This window comes from Staphylococcus auricularis, from assembly GCF_001500315.1.
Lineage (GTDB): Bacteria > Bacillota > Bacilli > Staphylococcales > Staphylococcaceae > Staphylococcus > Staphylococcus auricularis.
Genome location: NZ_LLER01000004.1, coordinates 15,102 through 39,214, shown reverse-complemented (window position 1 = coordinate 39,214; position 24,113 = coordinate 15,102). Strand labels below are relative to the sequence as shown.

The 24,113-nt window shown below is 35.4% G+C and carries 23 protein-coding genes and 3 pseudogenes; 1 reads left to right on the top strand and 25 read right to left on the bottom strand.

All coding sequences use genetic code 11. The features are described from left to right. Positions 1–15: 15 nt before the first annotated feature. The 23 genes and pseudogenes from APS80_RS02770 to cmk form a co-directional block, all read right to left on the bottom strand. Positions 16–618, bottom strand: coding sequence for a DUF1405 domain-containing protein (locus APS80_RS02770; RefSeq protein ID WP_059106765.1), 603 nt, complete (start codon positions 616–618; stop codon positions 16–18). Then, positions 608–1,183, bottom strand: coding sequence for a YpiB family protein (locus APS80_RS02765; RefSeq protein ID WP_059106764.1), 576 nt, complete (start codon positions 1,181–1,183; stop codon positions 608–610). The genes APS80_RS02770 and APS80_RS02765 overlap by 11 nt, the downstream gene beginning before the upstream one ends. A gap of 26 nt (positions 1,184–1,209) precedes the next feature. Next, a complete protein-coding gene (locus APS80_RS02760) occupies positions 1,210–2,457 on the bottom strand; it encodes a tetratricopeptide repeat protein (RefSeq protein WP_059106763.1) in 1,248 nt (415 codons plus the stop codon). A 1-nt stretch (position 2,458) separates the two neighbouring features. Then, positions 2,459–3,760 carry a 3-phosphoshikimate 1-carboxyvinyltransferase gene (aroA, locus tag APS80_RS02755; RefSeq protein ID WP_059106762.1) on the bottom strand — a complete coding sequence of 434 codons (1,302 nt, stop codon included), beginning with the start codon at positions 3,758–3,760 and terminating at the stop codon, positions 2,459–2,461. A gap of 9 nt (positions 3,761–3,769) precedes the next feature. Continuing rightward, the gene (gene aroB / locus APS80_RS02750; protein WP_059106761.1) at positions 3,770–4,837 is read right to left on the bottom strand and encodes a 3-dehydroquinate synthase; all 1,068 of its coding nucleotides are present in this window, start codon (positions 4,835–4,837) and stop codon (positions 3,770–3,772) included. 25 nt (positions 4,838–4,862) lie between these two features. Continuing rightward, positions 4,863–6,029 (bottom strand): chorismate synthase, encoded by a 1,167-nt coding sequence (gene aroC, locus APS80_RS02745; protein WP_059106760.1) that lies wholly within the window; start codon positions 6,027–6,029, stop codon positions 4,863–4,865. A 212-nt stretch (positions 6,030–6,241) separates the two neighbouring features. After that, positions 6,242–6,880, bottom strand: a complete 639-nt coding sequence (locus APS80_RS02740) for an ATP-binding cassette domain-containing protein (RefSeq protein ID WP_059106759.1) — start codon at positions 6,878–6,880, stop codon at positions 6,242–6,244. A gap of 35 nt (positions 6,881–6,915) precedes the next feature. Beyond that, positions 6,916–7,206: a YxeA family protein gene (locus tag APS80_RS02735; protein WP_059106758.1), complete on the bottom strand. Its 291-nt coding sequence runs from the start codon at positions 7,204–7,206 to the stop codon at positions 6,916–6,918. Further along, positions 7,206–9,158 carry a DUF1430 domain-containing protein gene (locus tag APS80_RS02730; RefSeq protein ID WP_059106757.1) on the bottom strand — a complete coding sequence of 651 codons (1,953 nt, stop codon included), beginning with the start codon at positions 9,156–9,158 and terminating at the stop codon, positions 7,206–7,208. The genes APS80_RS02735 and APS80_RS02730 overlap by 1 nt, the downstream gene beginning before the upstream one ends. A 361-nt stretch (positions 9,159–9,519) precedes the next feature. Next, positions 9,520–9,969 carry a nucleoside-diphosphate kinase gene (ndk, locus tag APS80_RS02725; RefSeq protein ID WP_059106756.1) on the bottom strand — a complete coding sequence of 150 codons (450 nt, stop codon included), beginning with the start codon at positions 9,967–9,969 and terminating at the stop codon, positions 9,520–9,522. 143 nt (positions 9,970–10,112) lie between these two features. After that, entirely contained in the window at positions 10,113–11,066 is a 954-nt protein-coding gene (locus APS80_RS02720) for a polyprenyl synthetase family protein (protein WP_059106755.1), read from the bottom strand. Between the two features lie 29 nt (positions 11,067–11,095). Then, positions 11,096–11,797: a demethylmenaquinone methyltransferase gene (locus tag APS80_RS02715; RefSeq protein ID WP_059106754.1), complete on the bottom strand. Its 702-nt coding sequence runs from the start codon at positions 11,795–11,797 to the stop codon at positions 11,096–11,098. 24 nt (positions 11,798–11,821) lie between these two features. Beyond that, entirely contained in the window at positions 11,822–12,367 is a 546-nt protein-coding gene (locus APS80_RS02710) for a heptaprenyl diphosphate synthase component 1 (RefSeq protein ID WP_059106753.1), read from the bottom strand. Between the two features lie 229 nt (positions 12,368–12,596). Next, positions 12,597–12,869: an HU family DNA-binding protein gene (locus APS80_RS02705; protein WP_059106752.1), complete on the bottom strand. Its 273-nt coding sequence runs from the start codon at positions 12,867–12,869 to the stop codon at positions 12,597–12,599. A 169-nt stretch (positions 12,870–13,038) separates the two neighbouring features. Beyond that, positions 13,039–14,037 (bottom strand): NAD(P)H-dependent glycerol-3-phosphate dehydrogenase, encoded by a 999-nt coding sequence (locus APS80_RS02700; protein WP_059106751.1) that lies wholly within the window; start codon positions 14,035–14,037, stop codon positions 13,039–13,041. A 20-nt stretch (positions 14,038–14,057) separates the two neighbouring features. Further along, on the bottom strand, positions 14,058–15,368 hold the full coding sequence (der, locus tag APS80_RS02695) for a ribosome biogenesis GTPase Der (RefSeq protein ID WP_059106750.1): 1,311 nt from the start codon (positions 15,366–15,368) through the stop codon (positions 14,058–14,060). 562 nt (positions 15,369–15,930) lie between these two features. Beyond that, positions 15,931–16,117 (bottom strand): annotated as a pseudogene (locus APS80_RS10545) (hypothetical protein). A gap of 1 nt (position 16,118) precedes the next feature. After that, on the bottom strand, positions 16,119–16,229 hold the full coding sequence (locus tag APS80_RS10700; protein WP_087671645.1) for a hypothetical protein: 111 nt from the start codon (positions 16,227–16,229) through the stop codon (positions 16,119–16,121). Positions 16,230–16,300: 71 nt separating this feature from the next. Then, positions 16,301–16,452, bottom strand: a pseudogene (locus APS80_RS10695) (hypothetical protein). Between the two features lie 140 nt (positions 16,453–16,592). Then, positions 16,593–16,805: a hypothetical protein gene (locus APS80_RS02690; RefSeq protein WP_059106749.1), complete on the bottom strand. Its 213-nt coding sequence runs from the start codon at positions 16,803–16,805 to the stop codon at positions 16,593–16,595. Positions 16,806–17,025: 220 nt separating this feature from the next. After that, positions 17,026–17,886, bottom strand: a pseudogene (locus APS80_RS02685) (SH3 domain-containing protein); the annotation flags it as partial. 156 nt (positions 17,887–18,042) lie between these two features. Further along, positions 18,043–19,221, bottom strand: a complete 1,179-nt coding sequence (gene rpsA, locus APS80_RS02680; protein ID WP_059106747.1) for a 30S ribosomal protein S1 — start codon at positions 19,219–19,221, stop codon at positions 18,043–18,045. A gap of 398 nt (positions 19,222–19,619) precedes the next feature. After that, on the bottom strand, positions 19,620–20,279 hold the full coding sequence (gene cmk / locus APS80_RS02675; RefSeq protein WP_059106746.1) for a (d)CMP kinase: 660 nt from the start codon (positions 20,277–20,279) through the stop codon (positions 19,620–19,622). A 79-nt stretch (positions 20,280–20,358) separates the two neighbouring features. Here cmk and APS80_RS02670 point away from each other — a divergent pair, with 79 nt between their 5' ends. Continuing rightward, positions 20,359–21,333 (top strand): asparaginase, encoded by a 975-nt coding sequence (locus APS80_RS02670; protein WP_059106745.1) that lies wholly within the window; start codon positions 20,359–20,361, stop codon positions 21,331–21,333. 108 nt (positions 21,334–21,441) lie between these two features. Here APS80_RS02670 and ypdA read toward each other — a convergent pair whose 3' ends face one another. Next, entirely contained in the window at positions 21,442–22,428 is a 987-nt protein-coding gene (gene ypdA / locus APS80_RS02665) for a bacillithiol disulfide reductase YpdA (protein WP_059106744.1), read from the bottom strand. A gap of 193 nt (positions 22,429–22,621) precedes the next feature. Continuing rightward, complete coding sequence (locus APS80_RS02660) at positions 22,622–24,049, bottom strand: LysM peptidoglycan-binding domain-containing protein (RefSeq protein WP_059106743.1); 1,428 nt, start codon at positions 24,047–24,049, stop codon at positions 22,622–22,624. Between the last annotated feature and the right edge of the window lie 64 nt (positions 24,050–24,113).

Below are 24,113 nucleotides of genomic sequence, written 5' to 3'. Positions count from 1 at the left end.
ATTTTACTCTGTGCTTCAACGTGGGTCAAATATTTTATTTACATTTAATCGTGCCATTGCATAATAAAGAATTAATGGAATGGCGCTCAACCAAAACGATAAATAAGCGATACTTTCGAGATTTTCTTCGATGATTGGATAATAAGGATATTGAAGGAAAACATAGTCAATGACATCGTTGTGGAAGACCCAAAGCATGGCTACGACAAGACCGATAATAGAAAATTTGAATCTCGGATAAAAGAAAAATGCTTCTATGGCCATGATTCCGTGTGACATAATCAACATTAATCCTGATAATGACACTTGATCCATATCGATAAACATAATGATATTTAAGATGACAGCCCACACACCATACTTCACTAAAGTGACGAACGCTAACGCTTCAATCACAGGCCATTGCTTATTCAATATATAACTTAAGATGACAATGGTTAAAAATAATGAAGCCGTGGGACTATCAGGAACAAATAACCAAAATTGCCAACTTGTTCTTTCTAATTGTCCCCCATACCAAATGAAGCCATAAATTGTGCCGATAAGATTACAAATGAATAAAAACCATAATACCCATTTATGATAAAGTAACATGTGCCATAGGGATTTAATTGTCATAGTGACCCCCGATATCCGATGTATTCATATTTCTCAATTTAAATTGATTAAGGATATGCGATAATTGATAAAATACGGCTCTATCATTCAATTGTAAACTGAGATCGATATTGTCTTTGAGATAATTGATGATAAATTTTTCGTGTTGTGGTGAGAATGTTAAGTCATTAATATCTTGTATATAAGCATTGTAACTTGGGGAATATAATAACTGACTCATCAGTACCTCGTCGTAGCGCATAGGACGTTTCGCTTCTCGATCAAAGTGGATCTTGATATCGAAATCGACATTGTCATTTGCAATTATTTCAAAAATTTCATTACTGTCTATCAATGTATTTCCATTGATCTTAAATACGATACCAATATGATGTGACCATTGTGTCGCAATTTCTAAAGTATTGTGTTCAGGTACAATATGATCGACAAAATAAAGATGTGATAATTTGTCTGGTGAGGCTTTCAACAAGTTCAAAACCCACACACTGATGCGGGATTTGAATTCGTAATGAAATAGTAAGTATTCGATTAAGCTTGTTTTCGCGTTAATTAAATGCTTAGACAATGTCGTGTTCCTCCCACAAAACGAGATTAAAACGTTTGAATCCGTTCATATTCTTCATGCCAAGTTTCGTTGCTTGGATCGATTTCAAGTAATTGATTCAATATTTTTACTGCTTGTTCAACTTGTCCAATTTCAATTAAATAGTAATAGTAATCAGCTAAAAATGCAGATTGTGAACTTAATGTTGGATAAGCGAGTTCAAAGAAATGTTGCGCTTCCTTATCACGTTCTTCTTGACCAAACGCATAAGCGAGATGCCAAGCGAACACTGGATCAATCTCTTCTTCATCCACATATTGTAGAAGTGTGATAAGTGATTCATAATCTTCCTGTTCTCGATAAAATTCACTTAATGTGAGCAGAGGTTGTTGGTAAGAATTGTCAACTTCCAACGCTTGAATTAAGTGTTTCACACCATCACTCGCATCTCCATGTTCAAGCTCAATACTTCCTGTATTTGTCATTAATTCTTTATAAAATTGGTCTAAACGTAAGCCTTCATTACCCATTTCTATAGCTTGATCATATTCTTTTTCATGTACATACAATTGTTGTAAGTAATAATAAGCTTGTATAAAGTCGGGATCTTTAGATAAGAGTGTTCTAAGTAATTTAATTGCTTCTTGCGTTAAATCATTTTTATCATAAGCGATGGCTTTTTTAAAATAATCTTCAGATGTCATTTCTTCTTCACTGATTTCATCGAAAAATTCAACAGCATCTGTGTAATTACCACTTTGCAAACTACAATCTGCAATACGTGAGAATAAGTTTACACCATTCACTTCATATTCCCCAGTATCTAACACAATTTCATATTCGTGTGTCGCACGTAAGTACTGACCATCATAGTATAAAATTTCTGCAAGTGCGAAATGGATAATCGGATCACTTGGATCCATTTGTTTTGCTTCTTCAAGTTTATCAACTGCAACTTCTAACATATTAAGTTGTTGATATAAATCAGCTTCTAACATTAATCGTTCTGGTGAAAGCTCTACATCTGCCAAGTATTCAAGGGCTTCATCTGTTTCATTTTCAGCCATTAAACCTTCAATGAAATAAATGAGCACTTCGCTTTCATCTGGGTATTTTTGATAAAGTGTACGAAACACTTCTAACCCTTGTGGCGTTAAGCCAAAATCATAGAGTGTTTCACCAAGTATGAATAAAGCATCGTCATTTGAGGAGTCTAAAACATCATTCACCCTTGTATCTAGATGATCTAGCTTTTGCATTTTTATATCATCTATTAATTTATAGATATCTTGCATACTAATCTCCTTCATTTGTTAAGTGTTTTAATGTGTTTAAGAATCCAGGAAAAGAAACGTCAACTGCGTCAAATCGTTCAATATCAATTGGTTCTGTCGTTAATAGTGAAGCAACCGCCAGAGTCATCGCAATACGGTGATCAGTGCAACTATCAACAATCGTCACTTCAGTCAATGTTGACGGTTGAATGTGTAAACCATCATGGAGTGGTTCTAACTTGAAACCGAGTTTATTCAACATTTGGGCAGTCGTATCAATGCGGTTCGTCTCTTTTATCTTCAATTCTTCTGCGTCATGAATTGCCGTATCAGAGTTGCCTTGGGTACATAATAATGCAATGACAGGTATTTCATCGATCACTCGAGGAATCAATTTCCCATTTATCAGCATACCGACCAATTGCGGTGAGTATTGGACACGGATAGAAGCAGTCGGTTCAGCACCTGTCGATTTGTTAAATAACGTGATCTTCCCATTCATTTGCTTTACGATATCAATGATACCTGAACGAGTTGGATTGATGCCAACATTGTGTATTGTAATATCGCTATCTGGTGTAATTAAAGCTGCGACAATAAAATAAGCTGCTGAAGAGATATCGCCTGGTACATAAAAATCAGCAGGCTTGATATGTTGAATAGCTTTGGGTGGTATTGTAATTTGATGACCTTCTACTTGAACCGGTACGTGATAATGAGCCAACATCGTTTCAGTGTGATTACGCGTCGTTTCTTTCTCCCTAATACAGGTTTCATCATCCGCAAACAGACCCGCAAAGAGTAAAGCACTCTTAACTTGTGCACTCGCTACCTTCATATTATAGTGAATTCCTTTAATTTTTGAAGGTCGTATGATTAATGGCGTATAGTTACCTTCAATACCAAAAATATCGGCATTCATTAAAGTTAGCGGTTCAATGACACGATTCATAGGTCTTGTACCAATAGAAGCATCTCCAGATAACACACTTTCGATACCTAAGCCAGACATGACGCCTGATAGTAAACGTGTAGTCGTTCCGGAGTTTCCCGTATAAAGCACTTGATGAGGCGTTTTAAATTGTTGATACCCCGGTGAACGCACAACGATTTTATGCTTTTCAATTGTAATATCTACACCCAATGTTCTAAAAATATCTACTGTACGTAAACAATCTTGTCCTAACAAGGGTTCATAAATCGTCGATGTCCCTTTGGCCAATGCACTTAAAATGATTGCACGATGGGTCATCGATTTATCGCCAGGGACAGTTAATTCTCCTTTTAAAGGCCCTTTTAAATCTATCGTTTCAGTTGTGTTCATTTGTAGCACCTACCTTGTTAAGTCATGCGCAAATTGCTCAAAGGCCTGTTGTAAAATATGATTTGGAACATGATACACACCTGGTTCTCCAAGTGCTTTTAACAATACCATTTGGACACCATAATGATCATTTTTCTTATCTTTCATCATTAAGGACAAAATCGTTTCAAAGTCATACGTTGCAACGTTTCTAACTGGATAACCCAATCTGTTGAGATAGTCAATATAATGTTGCGTATCATATTGTGTACCGAGCATCAGATTAGCCACAATAAATTGGTAAATAATGCCAATTGCTACAGCATGTCCGTGTGGAAGTTTGTAATGATACTCAATGGCATGTCCAAATGTATGGCCTAAATTGAGATATTTACGCTGATTTTGCTCCGTTTCGTCTTGAACGATGATAGCTAATTTCGTTTCGATACCTTTAAATAAATAGTGATCTAATCCGCGTAATGAAGCAAGGCGTTGCTGGTTATCAAAGTGTTGTTCTATTGCTTGGGTTTCAGATTCTCCATTTAATAACGCATGTTTATAAACTTCTGCATAACCACTGAGCACTTGTTCATACGATAATGAATTGAGAAAATCTAAGTCATAATACACAGCAGTGGGTCGGTAAAAAGCTCCGATTAAGTTCTTACCATGTTGTGAGTTGATCCCCACTTTACCACCTACGCTTGAGTCATGCGCCAAAATAGTGGTAGGAACTTGTATGAAATCCACACCTCTTAGTAACGTGGCTGCTAAAAAGCCTGTAAAATCTCCAGTCGCCCCGCCCCCTACTGCTACGAGACAAGTTGAACGAGTTAATTGCAGTGATAACAATTGTTCAATGGTTTGTGTATAAAATTCAAGCGTTTTAATTTGTTCACCTGATGGCACAATAAATTGGTGTCCATCAACGTGATTAATGACAGGGTCTAATTTTGATTGCCAATAGTTTGAAACGGTTTCATCTATGACAAAAAAGACATGTTTGTATGCCTTTGTTTTGTCTTTAACATAGTCTAAAGCATCATGTTCTATGATGATTGGGTAATTATCAGATGTATATGTGGTTTCTAATTTCATGTTATCCCCTTTACTGATTCATCGATTAAAATTCTATATTTAGCTGACGGCGTTCTTCAACTTGCTGTTGCAATTGTTCCAAGTGATTCGATTGAAATTCTTCTAACAAGGCACTGGCAATTTCAAATGCGACTACATTTTCTGCAACGACACTTGCCGCAGGTACGGCACAACTGTCAGAACGTTCTACTGACGCTTTAAATGCTTCCTTCGTATTGATGTCCACAGAGTTTAATGGTTTATAAAGTGTAGGAATAGGCTTCATGACCCCGTTGACGATGATTGGCATACCGTTTGACATGCCGCCTTCCAATCCACCTAAATGGTTAGAGCCACGTGTGTAACCTTTGGCTTCATCATATAAAATTTCATCTTGGATTTGACTACCTGGTTTTTCAGCTGCTTTAAATCCTTCTCCAAAGCTTGCCCCTTTGAAGGCATTGATGCTTACGATACCCCTTGCGATACGGCCATCCAGTTTGCGATCGTAATGCACATAACTACCAATACCGACTGGGACACCTTCAACAGCGACTTGTAAAATACCTCCAACAGAATCTCCAGCTTGTTTTGCTTCATCAATTTTGTCTCGCATTTGTTGCGCAATATTCTCATCAATAACACGGACGTCATTTTTATCTACATTCGCTTTAAACGTTTCTAAATCATATAAATCTTGGTCTTTTACGCCTCCAATTTCAACGACTCTGCTGTAGAACTGGATTCCCAGTTGTGCTAATAATATTTTAGATACTGCGCCTACTGCTACGCGTGCTGCCGTTTCACGTGCTGAGGAGCGTTCCAAAACATTACGTAAATCGCGGTGATTGTATTTCATTCCACCAACAAGGTCAGCATGGCCTGGTCGTGGCTTAGTGATTGTTCGTTTCATATTTTCTTGTTCAGATTCGCTGATTGGCGCAATGCCCATAATTTTTTTCCAATGTACGAAATCATCATTTGTTACGATCAAAGTGATAGGACTACCTAGCGTGTATCCGTTACGTACACCTGATACTATTTGTACTGCATCCTTTTCAATTTGCATTCGACGTCCTCTACCATAGCCACCTTGACGTTTAAACATTTCTTTATTAATATCTTCTGCTTTTAAAGTAACGTTTGCTGGTACACCTTCAATGATGATGGTTAATTGTGGACCATGCGATTCGCCAGACGTTAAAAATCTCATCGAACTCACTCCGTTCTCCATGGGTTAAAATCAATTATTTCTATTTTATCACATACCAAGACTTAGCTTAATTAATACAGCGAAAGAATGCGTTTTCACACGTGTTTATTGAGTCATTTACGAATATTTAAATAATGAAAAACAAAAAAGACATCGCGTATTACGACGATGAAATAAGCAGATGTCTAGTTAATATTTAAAACATTCAATTGTTATCTTGTATAGATATGTTGTTCTAAGTTTACAATCGTATCACATTGTTTGGCTATATCTAAATCGTGAGTTGCGATAATAATCACTTTTTGATCAGTTAAACTATCAAGTAATTGATTTAAAATGACCTCACCATTGTCTTTGTCTAGTGAACCAGTCGGCTCATCCGCTAAGATAATCTTAGGCTCTTTCATCAGCATCCGAATGAGAGATAATCGTTGTTGTTCACCACCACTTAACGTAGAAACCTTTCTCTTTAAATCAATATCAGCTAAACCTAATGCTGCTAAATACGATTTTTTCTTAGCCTCTTTTTTAGCTTTAGAACCCTTTTGAAAAGCTAGCCCAATATCTAAATTATGTGAGACGTTTTCGTTATCAATAAGCGCAAAATTCTGGAATAAATAACCTAATATTTTTCTATAATATTGAGTATTGGCATTAAGCTTTTTACCGTTAATCTTAATCTGGCCCCGTTGATACTTCTCGAAACCCGCAATTGCATTAAGTAACGTAGATTTACCACAGCCACTATGACCCATCAATGCATACGATTTACCACTTTCAAACGTATAACTAAAATTTTCAAAAATGAACTTGTCGGATTTTTTAATCGCTAAATTATCAATTTGTATCATATTAATCACCTACATTTTTGGGCATCTTAGATTCATCAATATAAAAAAATTTCTTTTACATATTGACCTTTATGATGAATTTCTACATATTTCTTCGAAGGATCATATCCACCAAATGTTAAAGTATAATTACGTTTCTTCCCATCTTTAGAATAAATCGTAACGTCATCATATTGCTGTGTACCAGTGTCTACAACCGCATAAGAAACTTTTTCTTTCAATACAGGGTTGAAATAGTCTAATACGAAGAATTTATTTACTGTAAGGATACCTATGATGACTAATATTAAAAGGCCAACAGTAATGATTGCTACTAATTTTTTCATTATTCAGTCTCCTTTATTGAAATTAATGACTTTTGCTCAATATAATATATAGAAATAAGTTGAAGGATGAACTGTACTAGTAAGATGATTAAAAATAACATAATTAACATCTCACTACTAAATATAACCGTGAGCATGATACCGATTACAGCTACTAATCCGTTACTGATAAGCAAGTAATAAATATGATTATTAATGATGCTAAATCCATGCATTTTTTGCACTAATAATTTTTTCTTATTTTGCTCAAAATACTGTTGTACATCAAATATGATTGTAAACAGTAATGTTAAAATCCCTAAAAACATGGATAAAGAAACATAGATACTTTTAGTACGTATTTCCTGAAATGTTTTAACAACATGATCTTTATAATTTGTAATGCCACTTATATTATTTTCCAGCTCGAATTGTTTTAAGTTTTCTTTTACCTTTTGAAAATCTTTAAATAAAACTTTGGCTTGTGAAATAGTACTGTAGTGGAAATAATAACCTAAATCTTCAGCTTTAAGTTTGATCACTAAGGGTTTATAACTAAAGCTATTCGTTAATTCTGTTCTTGTATCATAATTATAAATAGAATAATCATCTTTCGCCCGTGTGACATTAAGTGATTTAGATACTGCTCCATTATCTTGTTGAATGTATATCCATTCTTTAATATTATTTTCTATATCATTTTGACTTTCTAACGTTTCAGGGGGGAGTAGAACATCCACCTCATCTTTGCCTGTTGAGTTTAAAGAATATTGGTTAAAAACATCTCCATAAAGTTGCTTAAAATTATCATTAATAACTAAGATATTACCTGTATCTAGATTTAAATCTTCTATTGAGGGGTTACTAATATTGTTCTGATATATCAATAAGCTATTTTCATATTTTTCTGTATGTTGTACCATTTTTTCAAGCTTTTTAGCCATTTCTATTTCTTCATCTTCAGGTAAATGAACCGGAGCAATTTCTAGAATATAGTAATCATCTAGTTTATCCCAATATTTTTCAGTAGACTTTATTTTTTTAATATCATTTGCGAAGCCTATATTTTGAATCAATAATAAACTTAAGATAATAAGAATTATCCCTTTTGTTAACAGAGTGAATAAACGCAATACCATAAAAGGTCTTTTACCTTTAATTATGAGCGGAATATTGGTTTTGATATATAAAATGTATGAACAAAAGTAAATCAAACCATTAATAAATAGATAAATCAGGATTCCAATACTTAAAATTGACAAATAGTATAGTTTACTAAAATGAGGATTAACTACGTACAACACCAAAATAACCAATGGGAAAAATAATAATAAAAGCAGAATATAGTAAACGATTCCTTGTTTCAAACGCTGTAACATAATATCAGTGAATCCATAGCCATGTAATTTCTTTATACCAAAAGACTTATAGTTCATACTTGCGTTATGTAAGTAATAGAAAATATAAATAATAATTAAAGACAAAATAGGAAATATGAGACCTTCATCCGTGATAAACTCTATAAAAGCTAACGGCCTATTCATATGATAAAGTTGTGATTCCACGCCATTCTCTTTTAGTACCTCTACTAGACGACTGTTAACATTATGCTCGCCAGTAATAAAGTAACTTCCTCTCACATCTTTAGATAAGGCATGATCATAACTTACACTTTCTATAAAATCATTTTTAAATACATCAGCTTTATCTTTATTGAAAGCATAAAGATATTTCTTATCATCATTTGTATTTTCATGTATTTCTTTATATATAGAAATATTTTCTTTCTCTCCAATTTCCTTAATTTTTTTAAATATCTCTGCTTTATTCACGCGTTGATCCCAACCATCAATACTTAAGGCAGCATCACTTCCGGAAAGAATTTCCTCAGCCTCTTTAATTGAGTTAACAAAAATAAGCATTGCAATCATCAACAGAGTAACAATGTCTAATACTAATTTAAATATTTTCATATCTCACCTCTTTTAAAATGCGATGTACACTAATAGTGCTCATGCCTCGTCTTATAAAAATATTTAAAAGTATGAAGCGTTTAAAACACTAGTAGTTAAAATTATTATATTATCATTTGTAAACGTTTACAATAGTTTTTTGAATAATCTATAAACATATTTAGCACATCCCTATAAATATAATATGCTATGTGTTTTAGTATAAAGAATTGTAAAAAATGGATATCGATTTCATTTATAAAATTAAATATATGATAATCCAACAATCGTTGACACAAAAATAAAACCGATTGGACAAACTGAATTGTCCAATCGGTTTTGTAAGCTATTGATATACTTTTATAAAAGATGCTGTATTGTTTTATTCATATAACCAAGCATCTTGTGGAGATTCATAATCACTAATTTCATCTTCATTGAACCATAGGTTAATTTCTTTTTCAGCTGATTCAACTGAATCTGAACCGTGAATGATGTTACGTCCTACAGTTAAACCTAAGTCACCACGGATTGTACCTGGTGTTGCTTCTGTAGGATTTGTTTCACCAATGATGTGTCTAGCAACTTTAACCGCATCTTCACCTTCTAAGACCATCGCAAATACAGGTGCTGAAGTAATGAATGATACTAAATCATTATAGAACGGTTTGTCAGTATGTTCAGCATAGTGTTCTTCAGCAAGTGATTTAGGTACTGACATTAATTTACCAGCTACTAATTTTAATCCTTTACGTTCAATGCGTGAAATGATTTCACCTACTAAATTACGTTGAACTGCATCTGGTTTAATCATAACAAATGTTTTTTCCATCGTGTGTTAACCTCCTGAGAATGAATGGAAGCACGTTTTTCATACAACCAGTTTAAAAAACGCTTCCAATGCGTATGTATTAATTAAAGAATACGTTATTATATTACCAATTAATATAACCGCTTTCAATCAATTGGGGTGCTTTATTTATTACGTTTAGCCATTTTGTTGATGATTTTGTTGAATAATTTCTTCGCATCTTCATTACCTAATGATTCAATCAGGTCTAGTGTTTTAGCTAAATAATGATCACTGACGCGTTGTGCTTCTTCAATCACAGAAGATGCTCTAATAATGTTGATGCAATGCTGGAATTCTTCTTTCGGACTATTTGCGTTCAGTTGTTGAATTCGTTGTTTAAACTCTGAATTGTTTCGCATTTCTAATAGGACTGGCAAAGTGATATGACCGTTTAATAAATCACTACCTACAGGTTTACCTAATTGCTTTTCTGTACTAGTGAAATCTAAAATATCATCCATAATCTGGAAACTCATACCGATATAATGACCAATGCGTTTCAACTTATGTACTGTTTTATCATCTGCATCTGCAGTAATCGCACCTACTTCAGTTGATAATTGTATCAATAACGCTGTTTTACGATTGATGCGTCGTAAGTAATTGACTACGTTTTGATTCGCGTTAAATTGATCTTGGAACTGGAATAGCTCGCCCCTACATACGTCGAGGATTGCATGTGATATCACGTGGTGAACGCGCTCGTGTTTCACTGTTGAAATGTGTTCTAGTGCAAGTGCTAACAAGAAATTACCTGTTAGTATCGCAATATCTTGATCCCATTGTTTTGCAATCGTCGGTTTACCACGTCGTTTATCACTTTTATCAATGACATCGTCGTGCACTAAGGTAGCCATATGTATCAATTCTAGTGCTACCGCAATACGATAAGTATCTTCTGTCGTATGTTCACCAAACTGACTACTTAGCACAACAAATGCTGGACGGATACGCTTTCCACCTGACGCTAGTAAATCAAGTGCAGCCTCTTCTATCACGGGGTCATTGCTCACGATGATATCATTGAGTCTTTTTTCTACTTTTTTAATTTCTTGGTTTAAGTTTAACTTTGCCACAGTCATCACCTTTGTGAGTTTCTTATAAATTATTTATAGCCAAGGTGCATCGCTGCAACGCCACCTGTGAAGCTACGTACTTTTACATTTTTAAATCCAGCTGTATTAAACATGCGTTTTAAAGTTTCTTTATCTGGAAAATTAAACGTAGATTGTTGTAACCATTCATACTCTTTTTTGGATTTAGCGAAAATTTTTCCGAAAATAGGCATGATAAATTTGAAATAGAATTTATACAACTGTTTAAATACAGGCATTGTTGGTTGGCTGCTTTCTAAGCAGACAACCATGCCACCTGGTTTGAGTACGCGATGCAATTCTTTTAAGGTTGCGACGTAATCAGGAACATTACGTAAGCCAAAACCAATTGTAACGTAGTCAAATTGATCATCGTCGAATGGCAAGTTCATCGCATCTCCATGTATCAATTCGATGTTCGGCATATCTTTCGTTTTTTCTTCGCCTACTTTAAGCATGTTTTCGCTGAAATCTAAACCGATCACTTTACCCTCGCTACCGACAGCTTTAGATAGAGAGATGGTCCAATCAGCAGTGCCGCAACATACATCTAACGCTTTAGATCCTTGTTCAACTTGCATTTGTTTCATCACTTGTTTACGCCATATCTTATGCTGTTCAAAACTGATGATGTTATTAAGATGATCATATTGTGTTGATATATTTTGAAATACCGTATGTACTTGTTCTTTTTTAGCATTATTTTGAGTCATTTTATTACCTCTTCTTTGTTAATATCATGATTCTTGCTTTAGAAATTGGCGAACTTGCGCCTCAGAGTAATTTTTAAGATATGGCGGATGATGTGTTTCTAGATATGTAAGCAACTGACAATTTAATTGTTTGATGTCTTCAATCTCTGAAAAATGTTGTATCGTTATCAACGGGAAACTGTTTTCGATTTTTATTATTGCTTCACCCATAGAAGATTCAGGTAAGCGATTGGTATGTATTGCAGATTTGAGCTCATTGATTTCTATCACTGCTCTGCTTATTTTCCGTTGATAAGTAGGTTCATTTAATTGAGCAAGTAATGTATAAAAGTGTGCGCTGAGTAAATCTCCTACTAGGATAGATTTTTTAGAAGTATGATCAATTTCAACATTTTCTAAGTGGCGCATCGCAGTATCAATTGTCAAACAGGCTAATTTCGCTATTTGAGGCATATGATAAGCGTCTAACACTTCGCTTAATACATGGTTAATATGTATCGGTTCATAATCATGTATCCCCGATAAACGTTGTTTGATTTGTTCATCTAATAGATTGATTGTCGTTTCCATGTTCTCCACCTCAAGTTAGTATCAATATACATATTAACATTATATGCTGAAAATTAAAATCGCCTAGTATTCTGTTTTTGAAGAAGTTTAAGAGTTAACACGCTCAAATATGTAAAAACATGTGACCTCGTCTAATCGTGTTATCACTCAGCGTGCATATGTATGAAATGTATGTATAAAAAGAAAAAAGCCCCTTTAAACAAGGGCTTCTTACTTAAGTAGTAAAGAATTATTTAACTGCATCTTTCAAGGCTTTACCAGCTTTGAATGCTGGAACTTTGCTTGCAGGAATATCAATTTCTTTACCAGTTTGAGGGTTACGTCCTTTACGTGCAGCACGTTCGCGCACTTCAAAGTTACCGAAACCGATTAATTGAACTTTTTCACCTTTAGAAAGTGATGATTCGATTGATTCAAATACTGCATCAACAGCTGAACCTGCTTCTTTTTTAGTAATATCTGCTTGTTCTGCTACAGCATTAATTAAATCTGTTTTATTCATTTAAAATTCACCTCCCCTAGGATGATAATGATATCTTTATATCATTATGGTATGACTTTAACACAAGGATTACTGACACCGCAACGATTTATATGCAAAATAACGTTGATTTAAAAGGATTTTTATTAAAATCATGTATTATTTTTGCGCTAAAATGTAATAATACATTTTATTCAGCTTTTTTACCTCTTTCCATCAGTTGTTGAATCGTGTCAGGCACGGATTTATTTTCAAATAAAACTCCGTATAAAGCTGTCGCAATTGGCATTTCTACGTTTTGTTGTACCGCTAAATGATAAACAGAATTAGTCGTATATACACCTTCTACCACCATGTTCATTTCAGATAAAGCCGTTTCTAAATCTTTACCTTCTCCCAGTTTATATCCGAGAGTATAGTTTCTAGAATGCGTAGATGTACATGTAACGATGAGATCACCTATACCCGCTAATCCTAGGAATGTCATCGGATCTGCACCGAGCTTTTCACCTAAACGACTTATTTCAGCTAGACCACGTGTCATCAATGCAGCTTTAGCATTATCACCAAATCCCTGACCGGCTACAATTCCACTCGCTACCGCTATGATATTCTTCAGTGCACCGCCGAGTTCCACACCGACCAGATCATCATTCGTATAAACACGTAAGTATTCATTCATAAATAAATCTTGGATGCGCTGACTGATTTCTGGTGATTTAGAGGATGCTGCTACCGTTGTAGGTTGTTTAATCGCGATTTCTTCAGCATGACTTGGACCAGAGAGGACACCGATGCCACCATTGTTTGCTTCATCGATAGAATCCTCGATCATTTCTGAAACACGTTTGAATGTATCATTTTCAATGCCTTTTGCTACATGGATAAACAATTTAGGTTCAGATAAATGTCGGTTAATATCAGCAACGACTTCGCGGATTGCTTTCGTAGGTAGTGCGATGAGAAAGTCATCCGCAAATTGAATGGCTTCTTCTAAATCGGTTGTAGCCTTAATCGTTTCGTTTAATTGCGCGTGATTTAAATATTTATAATTCACATGGTCTTCATTGATGGAGCGAACCGCATCTTCACGTTTGCCCCACATTAACACTGCATGGCCATTTTCTGCTAAGACATTCGCTAAAGCTGTCCCGAAACTCCCCATACCAAAGACTGACACGTTAGTCATACCTTAAAATCCCCTTTCTTTTAATTGCGTTTTCTTGGAATAATGTGTACTGGTGTACCTTCAAAGCCAAATGCAGCTCTGATTTGGTTTTCCAAGTAACGGTTATATGAAAAATGCATAAGCTCTTCGTCGTTGACAAATACAACAAATGTAGGTGGTTCGATCGCTACTTGTGTTGTATAGAATACTTTCAGACGGCGACCTTTGTCTGTAGGTGTTGGATTCATTGAAATAGCATCTGTAATGACTTCGTTGAGTGTTGAACTTTGGACACGTTTTTTATGGTTGTCATTCGCTTCGACGATATATGGGAATAAAGTTCTCAATCTAGAACGATCTTTCGCAGAGACGAATGCAACTTCTGCATAATCTAAAAATTGGAACTGTTGACGAATCTTGTCTTTAAATTTTTTCATCGTGTTGTTTTCTTTTTCAACGGTATCCCATTTATTGACGACAATCACGATAGCTTTCCCTGCTTCGTGTGCATACCCTGCCACACGTTTATCTTGTTCGATAATACCTTCCTCTGCATCGATTACAATGAGCACGACATTCGCACGCTCTATAGCTTTTTGAGCGCGTAGCACGGAATATTTCTCAGTAGATTCATAAACTTTACCGCGTTTACGCATACCTGCAGTGTCGATCAGTACATAATCTTGTCCTTCGTAACTATATTCGGTATCGATTGCATCCCTTGTTGTGCCGGCAACATTTGAAACGATTACCCGGTCTTCGCCTAGTATCGCATTTACAAGACTTGATTTACCGACATTAGGACGGCCGATCACGCAGAGTTTGATTTTACTTTCCTCGTATTCAACGGTTTCAACGTCTTTAAAACGTTCGACGACGGCATCTAATAAGTCACCTAATCCTAAACCATGTGAACCAGAAATCGGATACGAATCACCGAATCCAAGCGCATAAAAGTCATAGATATCGTGACGCATTTCAGGATTGTCAGCTTTATTTACCGCAAGGACTACGGGTTTTTTAGATTTATATAAAATTTGAGCAATTAATTCATCGCCCTGTGTAAGGCCTTCTCTTACATCCACCATGAAGATGATGACATCTGCTTCATCGATGGCCACTTCAGCTTGTGCTCTAATTTGTGTTTGGAACGGCGCATCACTGATTTCTATACCTCCTGTATCGATGATATTAAAATCATGAGTTAACCATTCACCGCTAGAATATATTCTGTCACGTGTGACACCAGGTGTATCCTCAACTATAGATATTCTCTCTCCTACAATACGGTTGAATATTGTAGATTTACCAACATTAGGGCGTCCTACGATGGCCACTATCGGTTTAGTCATACACGAACTTCCTCTCTCATTTAATCTATATTAGTTTATCACAAGGACATTTAAAGCTAAAGCATTATTATAATGTGCAGTGATGACCTTGTTTGATGTATGTACAACGTACATTTTTATGTATTCATCTTTCATCATAACACGATTAGAGTCGGCACAACACACGATGAATTACATATAACCTTTGTCCTACCTATTCGATTGGGAAGAGCGATTTTTGAGATTTTTCAAAATTAAAAACGTTGATTTAATACGTTTTCATACCTTTTCAATTTTCTGGAATTTTAGCTTTTTGACTAAAATGGTATCAAAAATGGTATCAAAAAACCACGCTCTTAACGAACGTGGCTAGTAGAATATAGTATCGATAAGACAGTATCGTTAGCTAGACTATAGTATAAAAATAGCCGTACCAGTTAAGGTACGGTTATCTAGTTATCTTTTCTTCTTGTATTATTAACTGTAGCATTGATCATGCTAGCAACTATATTACCTAGTGATAAAGTACCAATTATACCCGCAGCCCATTTTGGGTGGTTAATGTAGAGATTATAGATCACCACTATAACACTTTACATGCATACTCGTATAGCTTTTCAGTAGTGTTTAAAGTTAAGTTATCAACTTCACGCTTACCCTGTCTTAATTGTGAAAGTACGTATTGTGCTACCCCCAGTTTCTTTGTAAATCTTGTATCCTGTAATGTCGCTTTCGATCAATTCAATTATTTTTAATTTGTAATCGCTCATATTATCTACGCCCATTCTTTTTATCTAAATAATAAAAATGCGTTTTTCTTCCTATGAATAGTAATAATGGTAGGCTTAATATAAACAATGATAAATACATTTGTCCTGTCATAATTGAAAACCTCCAAATCAATGTTATAATATATAAGTGTAAGGAGGAGCCCTAAGGCTCCAAACATAAATTCAATCTTTGTTGTTTGGCTTTCGGTCTAGGTAACCGAGGTGCCATTTTCTAAGTTGTTTTAACACTTCTGGAATTATCAGTACTGCCAATACTGGATGTTCTAGAAGTGTTTTTATTATGTCTAGCATGAGGCTTTCACCCCCTTACACATAAAATGAGGGCAGTCATAATGACCACCCTTATACCACACTTTATGAAATTTCTCTTTCAATTATTTGTTCTCTTTCTATTGGGTCGTTAGTTTCTTCTAACTTTTTATCTATAACGTCAACATCATCTGGTGTTTTATTATTATTCATGTCTAAGTTCCTTTTCATCTGCATACATATTTAACGCATTTTGCATATCTAATCCTGTGTTGTTCCAATCTTTAGCCGTTTGATGCACGTCATTATAAATGTATAGTTTCTGCTTTCTTTTAGCATTTCTTCTTTTACCATAATTACCATTCATATCTCCAGAAATCATATATGCTTTAGCTACTGTTTTCATCAAGTTTTGCATAATGTTTCCTCCTAATTTAGATATACTTAAATATCTTTATGTATTATTTTAATACTTCTCGTTATCGTTTCGCAACAATAAGATAAAAATTCAAGTAATAATTAACATTTAAGAGCAACCCGAAGGTTGCCCTTAAATGTTAAATAAGCGCATAGAAAACACACACGAAAGGGAATCACCCTTAGTATTTTAACTAGGGTAAACTTTACTGTAACATACTTTAATTAATTTGTCCCCATAAACGCCCTACGCCTTGATTTGGTGGTGCTACTCCGTCCCATGTTCGAATAGGAAGATAGTAACGTTTATTATTATGATTATAGCCAACCCATACGTGGCCATCTTGCAACATTACTTCATCATAATCGCAATAACCACCTGGGGTAAAATCATAAGCGTATGGACAACTTCTGAATGGTCCTTGTGTACGAACCATAATAGGCTGATCACCATTTGTAAAACGCGCTTTTTCTTTCATGTAGTAAGTCCCATAGTTATTTCGTTTCCATGCTCCAGCAATCGTCGATGATGTATTGCTAGATGATTTCCCTTTAACAACTTTTGCTGTTGGCACTTTGCCGTCCATGAAAGCTCTAATTTGTTTAATAAAGTAGTCTTTAATTTTTTTCTGTTGTTGTTTAGACAACATGCCTTGTTTTTCTGGATCGTGTCCTGTATGCAACAATGCACTTCTATGCGGACAACTTGTGTTAGTAAATTCAACATGCAATCTTACTGTATTGCGATTCGCTTTTAAGCCCCATTTTTTAAGTAATCGTGCTGCCTCTTGAAAAGCTGCTTGTTCGTTTTTCAAGAATGTTTTATCACTTGCTCCGACGCTTTGGCAGATTTCAATGCCATAATAATTTTTGTTCCCGTTTGAGTTTGCTGTATGCCATGCGATACGTCCTTCTGGTAAAGCTTGCCATACAGTATTACCGCTAATGTAACTGTGCGCTATACCTTGTTCAAGGCGCTCTTGTGAAGCGTTGACAAGTCCTTTATGATAAGCATCAGCTGTGGCACCTGCACTACCCTTATCATTGTGTAAAACTACACCTTTCGGCTTACTCCCTCTCTTATCAGTTTGAGTTTAAACGATGAAAGCATATACCTCATTAAAATATATAACGTGTCTCATATAAATTTAAGAGGCTAGGACTTTCTTCTGTCCCAGCCTCTTCATATCATCATATTTATATAAGACGTTGATCAACGTTAAATTTAAATTCATCCATTAAAATTTAAGGTTTTTCAATTTATCGCCTAATAAGTCACCTAAAGTTGGATTATCTTCGTCATCGTCACCACTTGAATAAGTGTCAGGTGCTTCACTTTCTACATCTTTGACATCTTTGTCAGGGATCGTAGATTTGATAGATAGTGAGATACGTTCGTTTTCTTCATCAATGCCTAAGATTTTAACAGTAACATCTTGGCCTGCTTCTAATACTTCACTTGGTGTACCAATGTGTTTATGACTAATTTCAGAAATATGAACTAAGCCTTGTACACCTGGTTTAATTTCTACAAAAGCACCAAAGTTTACTAAACGAACGACTTTACCTTCGATAACATCGCCAGCGTTAAATTCACCTTTGATAGATTCAAATGGACTAGGCAATGTATCTTTAAGTGAAAGTGAAATGCGTTCACTATCTTTATCGATACCTTTGATTTTCACGTTGACAGTATCACCAATGGTTACAACGTCTTCTGGTGTTTTAACGTGTTCATGAGATAGTTCAGAAATGTGAACTAAACCGTCAATGCCACCTAAATCAACGAATGCACCAAAGTCAGTGAGACGTGCGATTTTACCTTCTACAACGTCACCTTCGTTGAGGTTTTCAAGTAATTCATCTTTTTTAGCAGCGTTTTCTACTTCTTCAATCGCTTTATGGCTTAAGATTACGCGATTATTCGCAGGATCTAATTCTTCAACTTTAAGTTTAAGTACTTCGCCTTCATAATTTGAAAAGTCTTCGATAAAGTCGATTGAAATAAGAGAAGCTGGTACGAAACCACGTTGACCAACATCAACGACTAAGCCACCTTTAACAACTTCAGTGACTTTAGCTTCAATTGTTTCGTTATTATCAAGTTTTTCTTGTAAATATTCATATGATTTTTCAGTTTCAAGTTGACGTTTAGATAAAATGTAAGTACCTGTTTCATTTTCATCGTCAACTTCAATTTTGGTAACGTAAGCTTCGATTTCGTCACCTACTTTTACCGCTTCACTTGGATTATCAATGTGGTGTGTAGAAAGTTGGCTAATTGGAATAATACCATTAAATTTGCCACCATTAACGTGAACAACTACTTGTTTGTCCTCTAATTCGAGCACTTCACCAGTAACTTTGTCACCTTCTTTAATATCATTAATCATTGATTCATTAAATTCTTCAGTCATCTTGTCTGCCTCCTTATACACTACGTAAATATAACATCTTACAATTACATTTGATTGTCAAGATATTCTACTTTTACTAAAGTTTTACAATTAAACTGTGACATAAACGTAAAATACATGCGATGTCATTAACAAAATCGTAAAAATCTTTACGTATCGCTTACATTTTACGAATATTAACGCTTTCAATTGTTTTAATATATACGTTTTACCCAATTACCACCTATATGTAAACGTCAGTTATTAAAAGAGAAATCACTTAAACGTGCATGAGGACAGTATATTTAACGAATTCAGGAAAAATTTAATTAAACAGCAAGCGATATGTTACACAAAAAAGTGCTACATCCTAGGAAACATTTTTCCTAAAGTCATGTAGCACTTTATCCATACTCGATTTATTTCAGCTCTTCTACCATGGAAATGATTTCATCTGTCACGTCTTCGATTGATTTACCTGTTGTATCAAGAGTGATCGCATCTTCTGCTTTTTTCAATGGTGAAATATCTCGATTCATATCATAATGATCTCGATCAGCAATTTCTTGCTTAAGCTGTGTGATATTAGAAGAGATGCCGCGTTCTTCGTTATCTTTTTGTCTCCGTTGTGCTCTTTCATCCACAGAAGCAACCATGTATACTTTCAACTCTGCATCCGGTAGCACGACGGTTCCTATGTCTCTACCATCCATGACAATCCCTTTTTGGTCTGCCAATTCTTTTTGTTTTTGAACCGCAAAGTTTCTCACGACTTGTTTAGATGCTACATAAGAAACATGTGCTGTCACATCATTTTCACGAAGATAATCTGTCACATCTTCACCATCTAAAAGCACACGCTGTCCTGCAGATGCATCATAAGTCAATTGCAGCGTCGTGTGCTTCATCATATGGTCTAAATCTTCAGGTTTACCCTGCTTTAAATATTTATAAGTAATTGCGCGATACATAGCCCCTGTATCGACATATATCATAGATAAGGTCGTTGCAACACGTTTCGCAATCGTGCTTTTACCGGCTGCTGCTGGACCGTCTAAGGCGATATTAATTTGTTCCATTTTCCGCAAACCTTCCTTGTTGATTGTTAAATAATATTTTATCATAGATAGGGAGTGAATGAATAGGAGGAGTACAACGATGAAAAAAATTCTAGTCATCCATACGGGTGGTACGATTAGTATGAGTCAAGATGAGGCTAACAATGTTACGACAAATGATGTTAATCCCATTTCAACCCATCAAGATGTGATTAATCAATATGCTGATGTAACAGAAATATCCCCTTTTAATGTGCCTTCCCCACACATGACGATCAGTTATGTAACTCAATTAAGAGATATCATTGCGCAAGCAGTTGAAGAAGATAGTTATGAAGGATTTGTCATTACACATGGGACTGATACGTTAGAAGAAACAGCGTACTTGCTTGATCTTATCATGGACATTAAACAACCTATTACTATTACAGGTGCAATGCGCTCTTCAAATGAAATTGGTTCAGATGGCTTATATAACTTCATTTCTGCTATCAGAGTCGCGATCAATGATGAAGCTCAGAACAAAGGTGTCATGGTCGTATTTAATGATGAAATACATACAGCACGTAATGTAACTAAGACGCACACTTCAAATACGAATACCTTCCAAAGTCCTAACCACGGCCCGCTCGGCGTGCTGACAAATACCAATGTGCAATTCCACCACAGACCTTATGAACATCTTGTCTTACCGAAAGTCAACGATGCATTGAATATCCTACTCGTAAAAGCGTATATGGGAATGACGAATGATATCTTTGATTTTTACAGCGAACAACACGTAGACGGTATCGTTGTAGAGGCTTTAGGACAAGGTAACTTACCTCCAACATGTATCGATGGCCTTAAAAAATGTCTTGAGCTACACATTCCTATTGTCTTAGTCTCACGTTCATTTAATGGTATTGTGGGTCCCATATATGATTATAAAGGTGGCGGCGTGCAACTTTACAAACAAGGTGTCATCTTCTCAAATGGCTTGAATGGTCCGAAAGCGCGGTTAAAATTACTTGTCGGATTAAGCAACCAATTAGACGATAGTCAATTAAAAGCTTACTTTGAAAAACCATTATAAACTTTTTAACTAAAGCAAAAACCCTTAGCAACGACTTATCATTTAAAGTCGATGTTAAGGGTTTTTATGTTAACTGATCGTATTCTGCAAGACTAAATAACACAATTTCTAGCTTTCTAAAGGCGTTTGTTTTTTAGAAAGAATGCTTTGAGTGATGATGCCACCATGATATTTACCATTTTCGATAAAGATTGTATTAGCATCATTACCTGCAGCAATGACACCAGCGATATAGCAGTTTTCGATATTTGTTTCGTAAGTTTCTTTATTGTACACCGGTGCAGTACCGTACTCGTTTTCGTTGATGTCGATACCGATAGATTCTAAGAAGTCATAATCAGGATGATAACCAATCATCGCGAAGACATAGTCATTTGGAATCTCAATCGTATCGTCTTCGTGTTGATAAGTCACAGTATCCTCAGTAATTTGAGTGACGTTCGCGTTAAATACCATATCTATTTTTTCGTGACGAACAAGTGATTCAAAATTAGGTAAAATCCATGGTTTGATCGCTTCTGAATAATGATCTCCACGATATAATACTGTAACGTGGGCGCCAGCTTTTTCTAATTCTAACGCTGCGTCTACTGCTGAATTTTTACCACCTATAATGACAACATTTTGGTCAAAGTAAGGGTGTGCTTCTTTAAAATAATAATTGACTTTGTCTAATTCGGCACCTTCAACTTCTAATGTATTATGTTGTCCATAATAGCCTGTGGCAACAGTTAAAAAACGACATTGGTAAACATCTTTTGTCGTTGTAATCGTAAAACGGTTATTAATTTTTTTAACAGTTAATACTTCTTCAAATGCGTTGACACGTAATTGATGATGTTTAACAACAGCACGGTAGTAGACCAATGCTTGATTTCTACGTGGTTTACTATCTTCGACTATAAACGGGACATCACCGATACTTAATTTATCGCTAGATGAAAAGAATGTTTGATGTGTGGGGTAATGATAGATCGCATCTACGACATTCCCTTTTTCAATAACTAATGTGTCGATACCTTTTTTCTTCTGCTCAATCGCAGCACTTAATCCACAAGGACCCCCACCGATAATAATACTTTCTACTGTTTGCATAAGATGCCCTCCTTTTATCACCCATATATTATAACAGTGATTGATTAAAATCCAAATATTTTTATTGCAAGCACTATACTGTTCGCACTTAATTTGTGAAAATTATTCAAATGCGCAAAAAAGAACCCTCACAGTGCTTACATCAGTTTGAGATAGTCTGTCAGGGTTCAATTGAATAACCATTTTAAACTTCTTATTCTGGAATAACTAATTCTTGACCATTATGAATGTTGTTGCCATTCAAATTGTTTGCTTTACGTATTTTTTCAACGTTTTCTGGTGTACCTTCACCATAATATTGAATAGCGATACGATATAAGTTTTGACCATTTGATACAACTACTTTTTGGTTATCTCCATTTGAAGATTGACCTTGATTATTGTTTTGGCCTTGGTTATTTTGTTGTTGATTTTGGTTATTATTTTGATTGTTGTTTACATCATTAGATGCATTGTTTTGTTGTTGATTTTGCTGTTGGTTTTGTTGTTGATCTTGAGCGTATTGTTGTTCTTGTTGTTGACCTTGGTCAGCTTGATCAGCTTGGTTTTGATCATTATTTTGGTCAGCGTTGTTATCTGATTGTTCACCGTTTTGATTATCATCAGAAGTTGCTGCACTATTATTATCATTATCATTGTCGTTGTCGTTATCTTTATTGGAATCACTATCTGAAGAAGATTTGTCTTTATCGCTGTCTTTGTCGCTATCTTTGTTGCTGTCTTCGTTTGATTTTTTATCTTTGTCAGAAGCGTCATCGCCTGAATTGTCTTTATCTTGTTGAGCGACTTGATCTTCATTTGCTGAATTGTCATCTTGGTGTGTAAGTGCTAAACCAATAAAGATTGCTAATGCAGCTAAGATAAGAATACCTGCAATAATAGGTAGGAGTTTACTCATCATACCTTTTTCGTTGGTATTCCAACTATCATCATCATCTGGATCATGATGTTCGCTGTGATAACCTTCTGCTTGAGCAGATTGAGAAGCAGCAGCACCAGTGGCGCCAGTAGCAGCAGCGGCTCCTGCTTTTTTCGTAGATTGATGGTCATTTTGTTCCTCATCTTGATCGTTTAAATCATCATCTTCAACGTCATTCTCGTCGTTATCGTGATGATTTTTTGCGGCCATAGCCCCAGCGCCTGCAGCGGCAGAACCACCAGCGATAGCAGCACCTGTTTTGTGTGAATCTGAATCATCAGTGTCTTGATCATCTATCTCATATTCTTCTGCACGTTCACTGCGAGTGAAATCTTGATCTGCATCCGCTTCTGTTTCTGGATCATTGGCGAAGATTTCAGCGTCACGTCTGTTATGATCTTCATCATGTGTACCTGAAGTCTCTTCAGCATCTATATTTGACTCAAATTGATCCTCGTCTTCAGAAACAGGTTCAGCAACACGCTGTTGATCTTCTGAGGCTTGATCTTCATGATGTTGGTTAGTTGCTGTATCTCTTCTACGTTGTCTGCGATGCGCATTTCTTGGTGGGAATTGTTGGGTTTCTTGTTGTTCGGTTGTTTCTTCACTTTGATCGAGTTGCTCATCTTCTTGGTCTCTGTGAGCATCTAGATCAATAGATTGACGACTTTTTTCAAATTCGTCTTTATAATTATTAGACATGAAATATCCTCCTCCATATTTAATTGTATTTATGTCGTTTCAGTTTTGTATATACCCGTAAAAA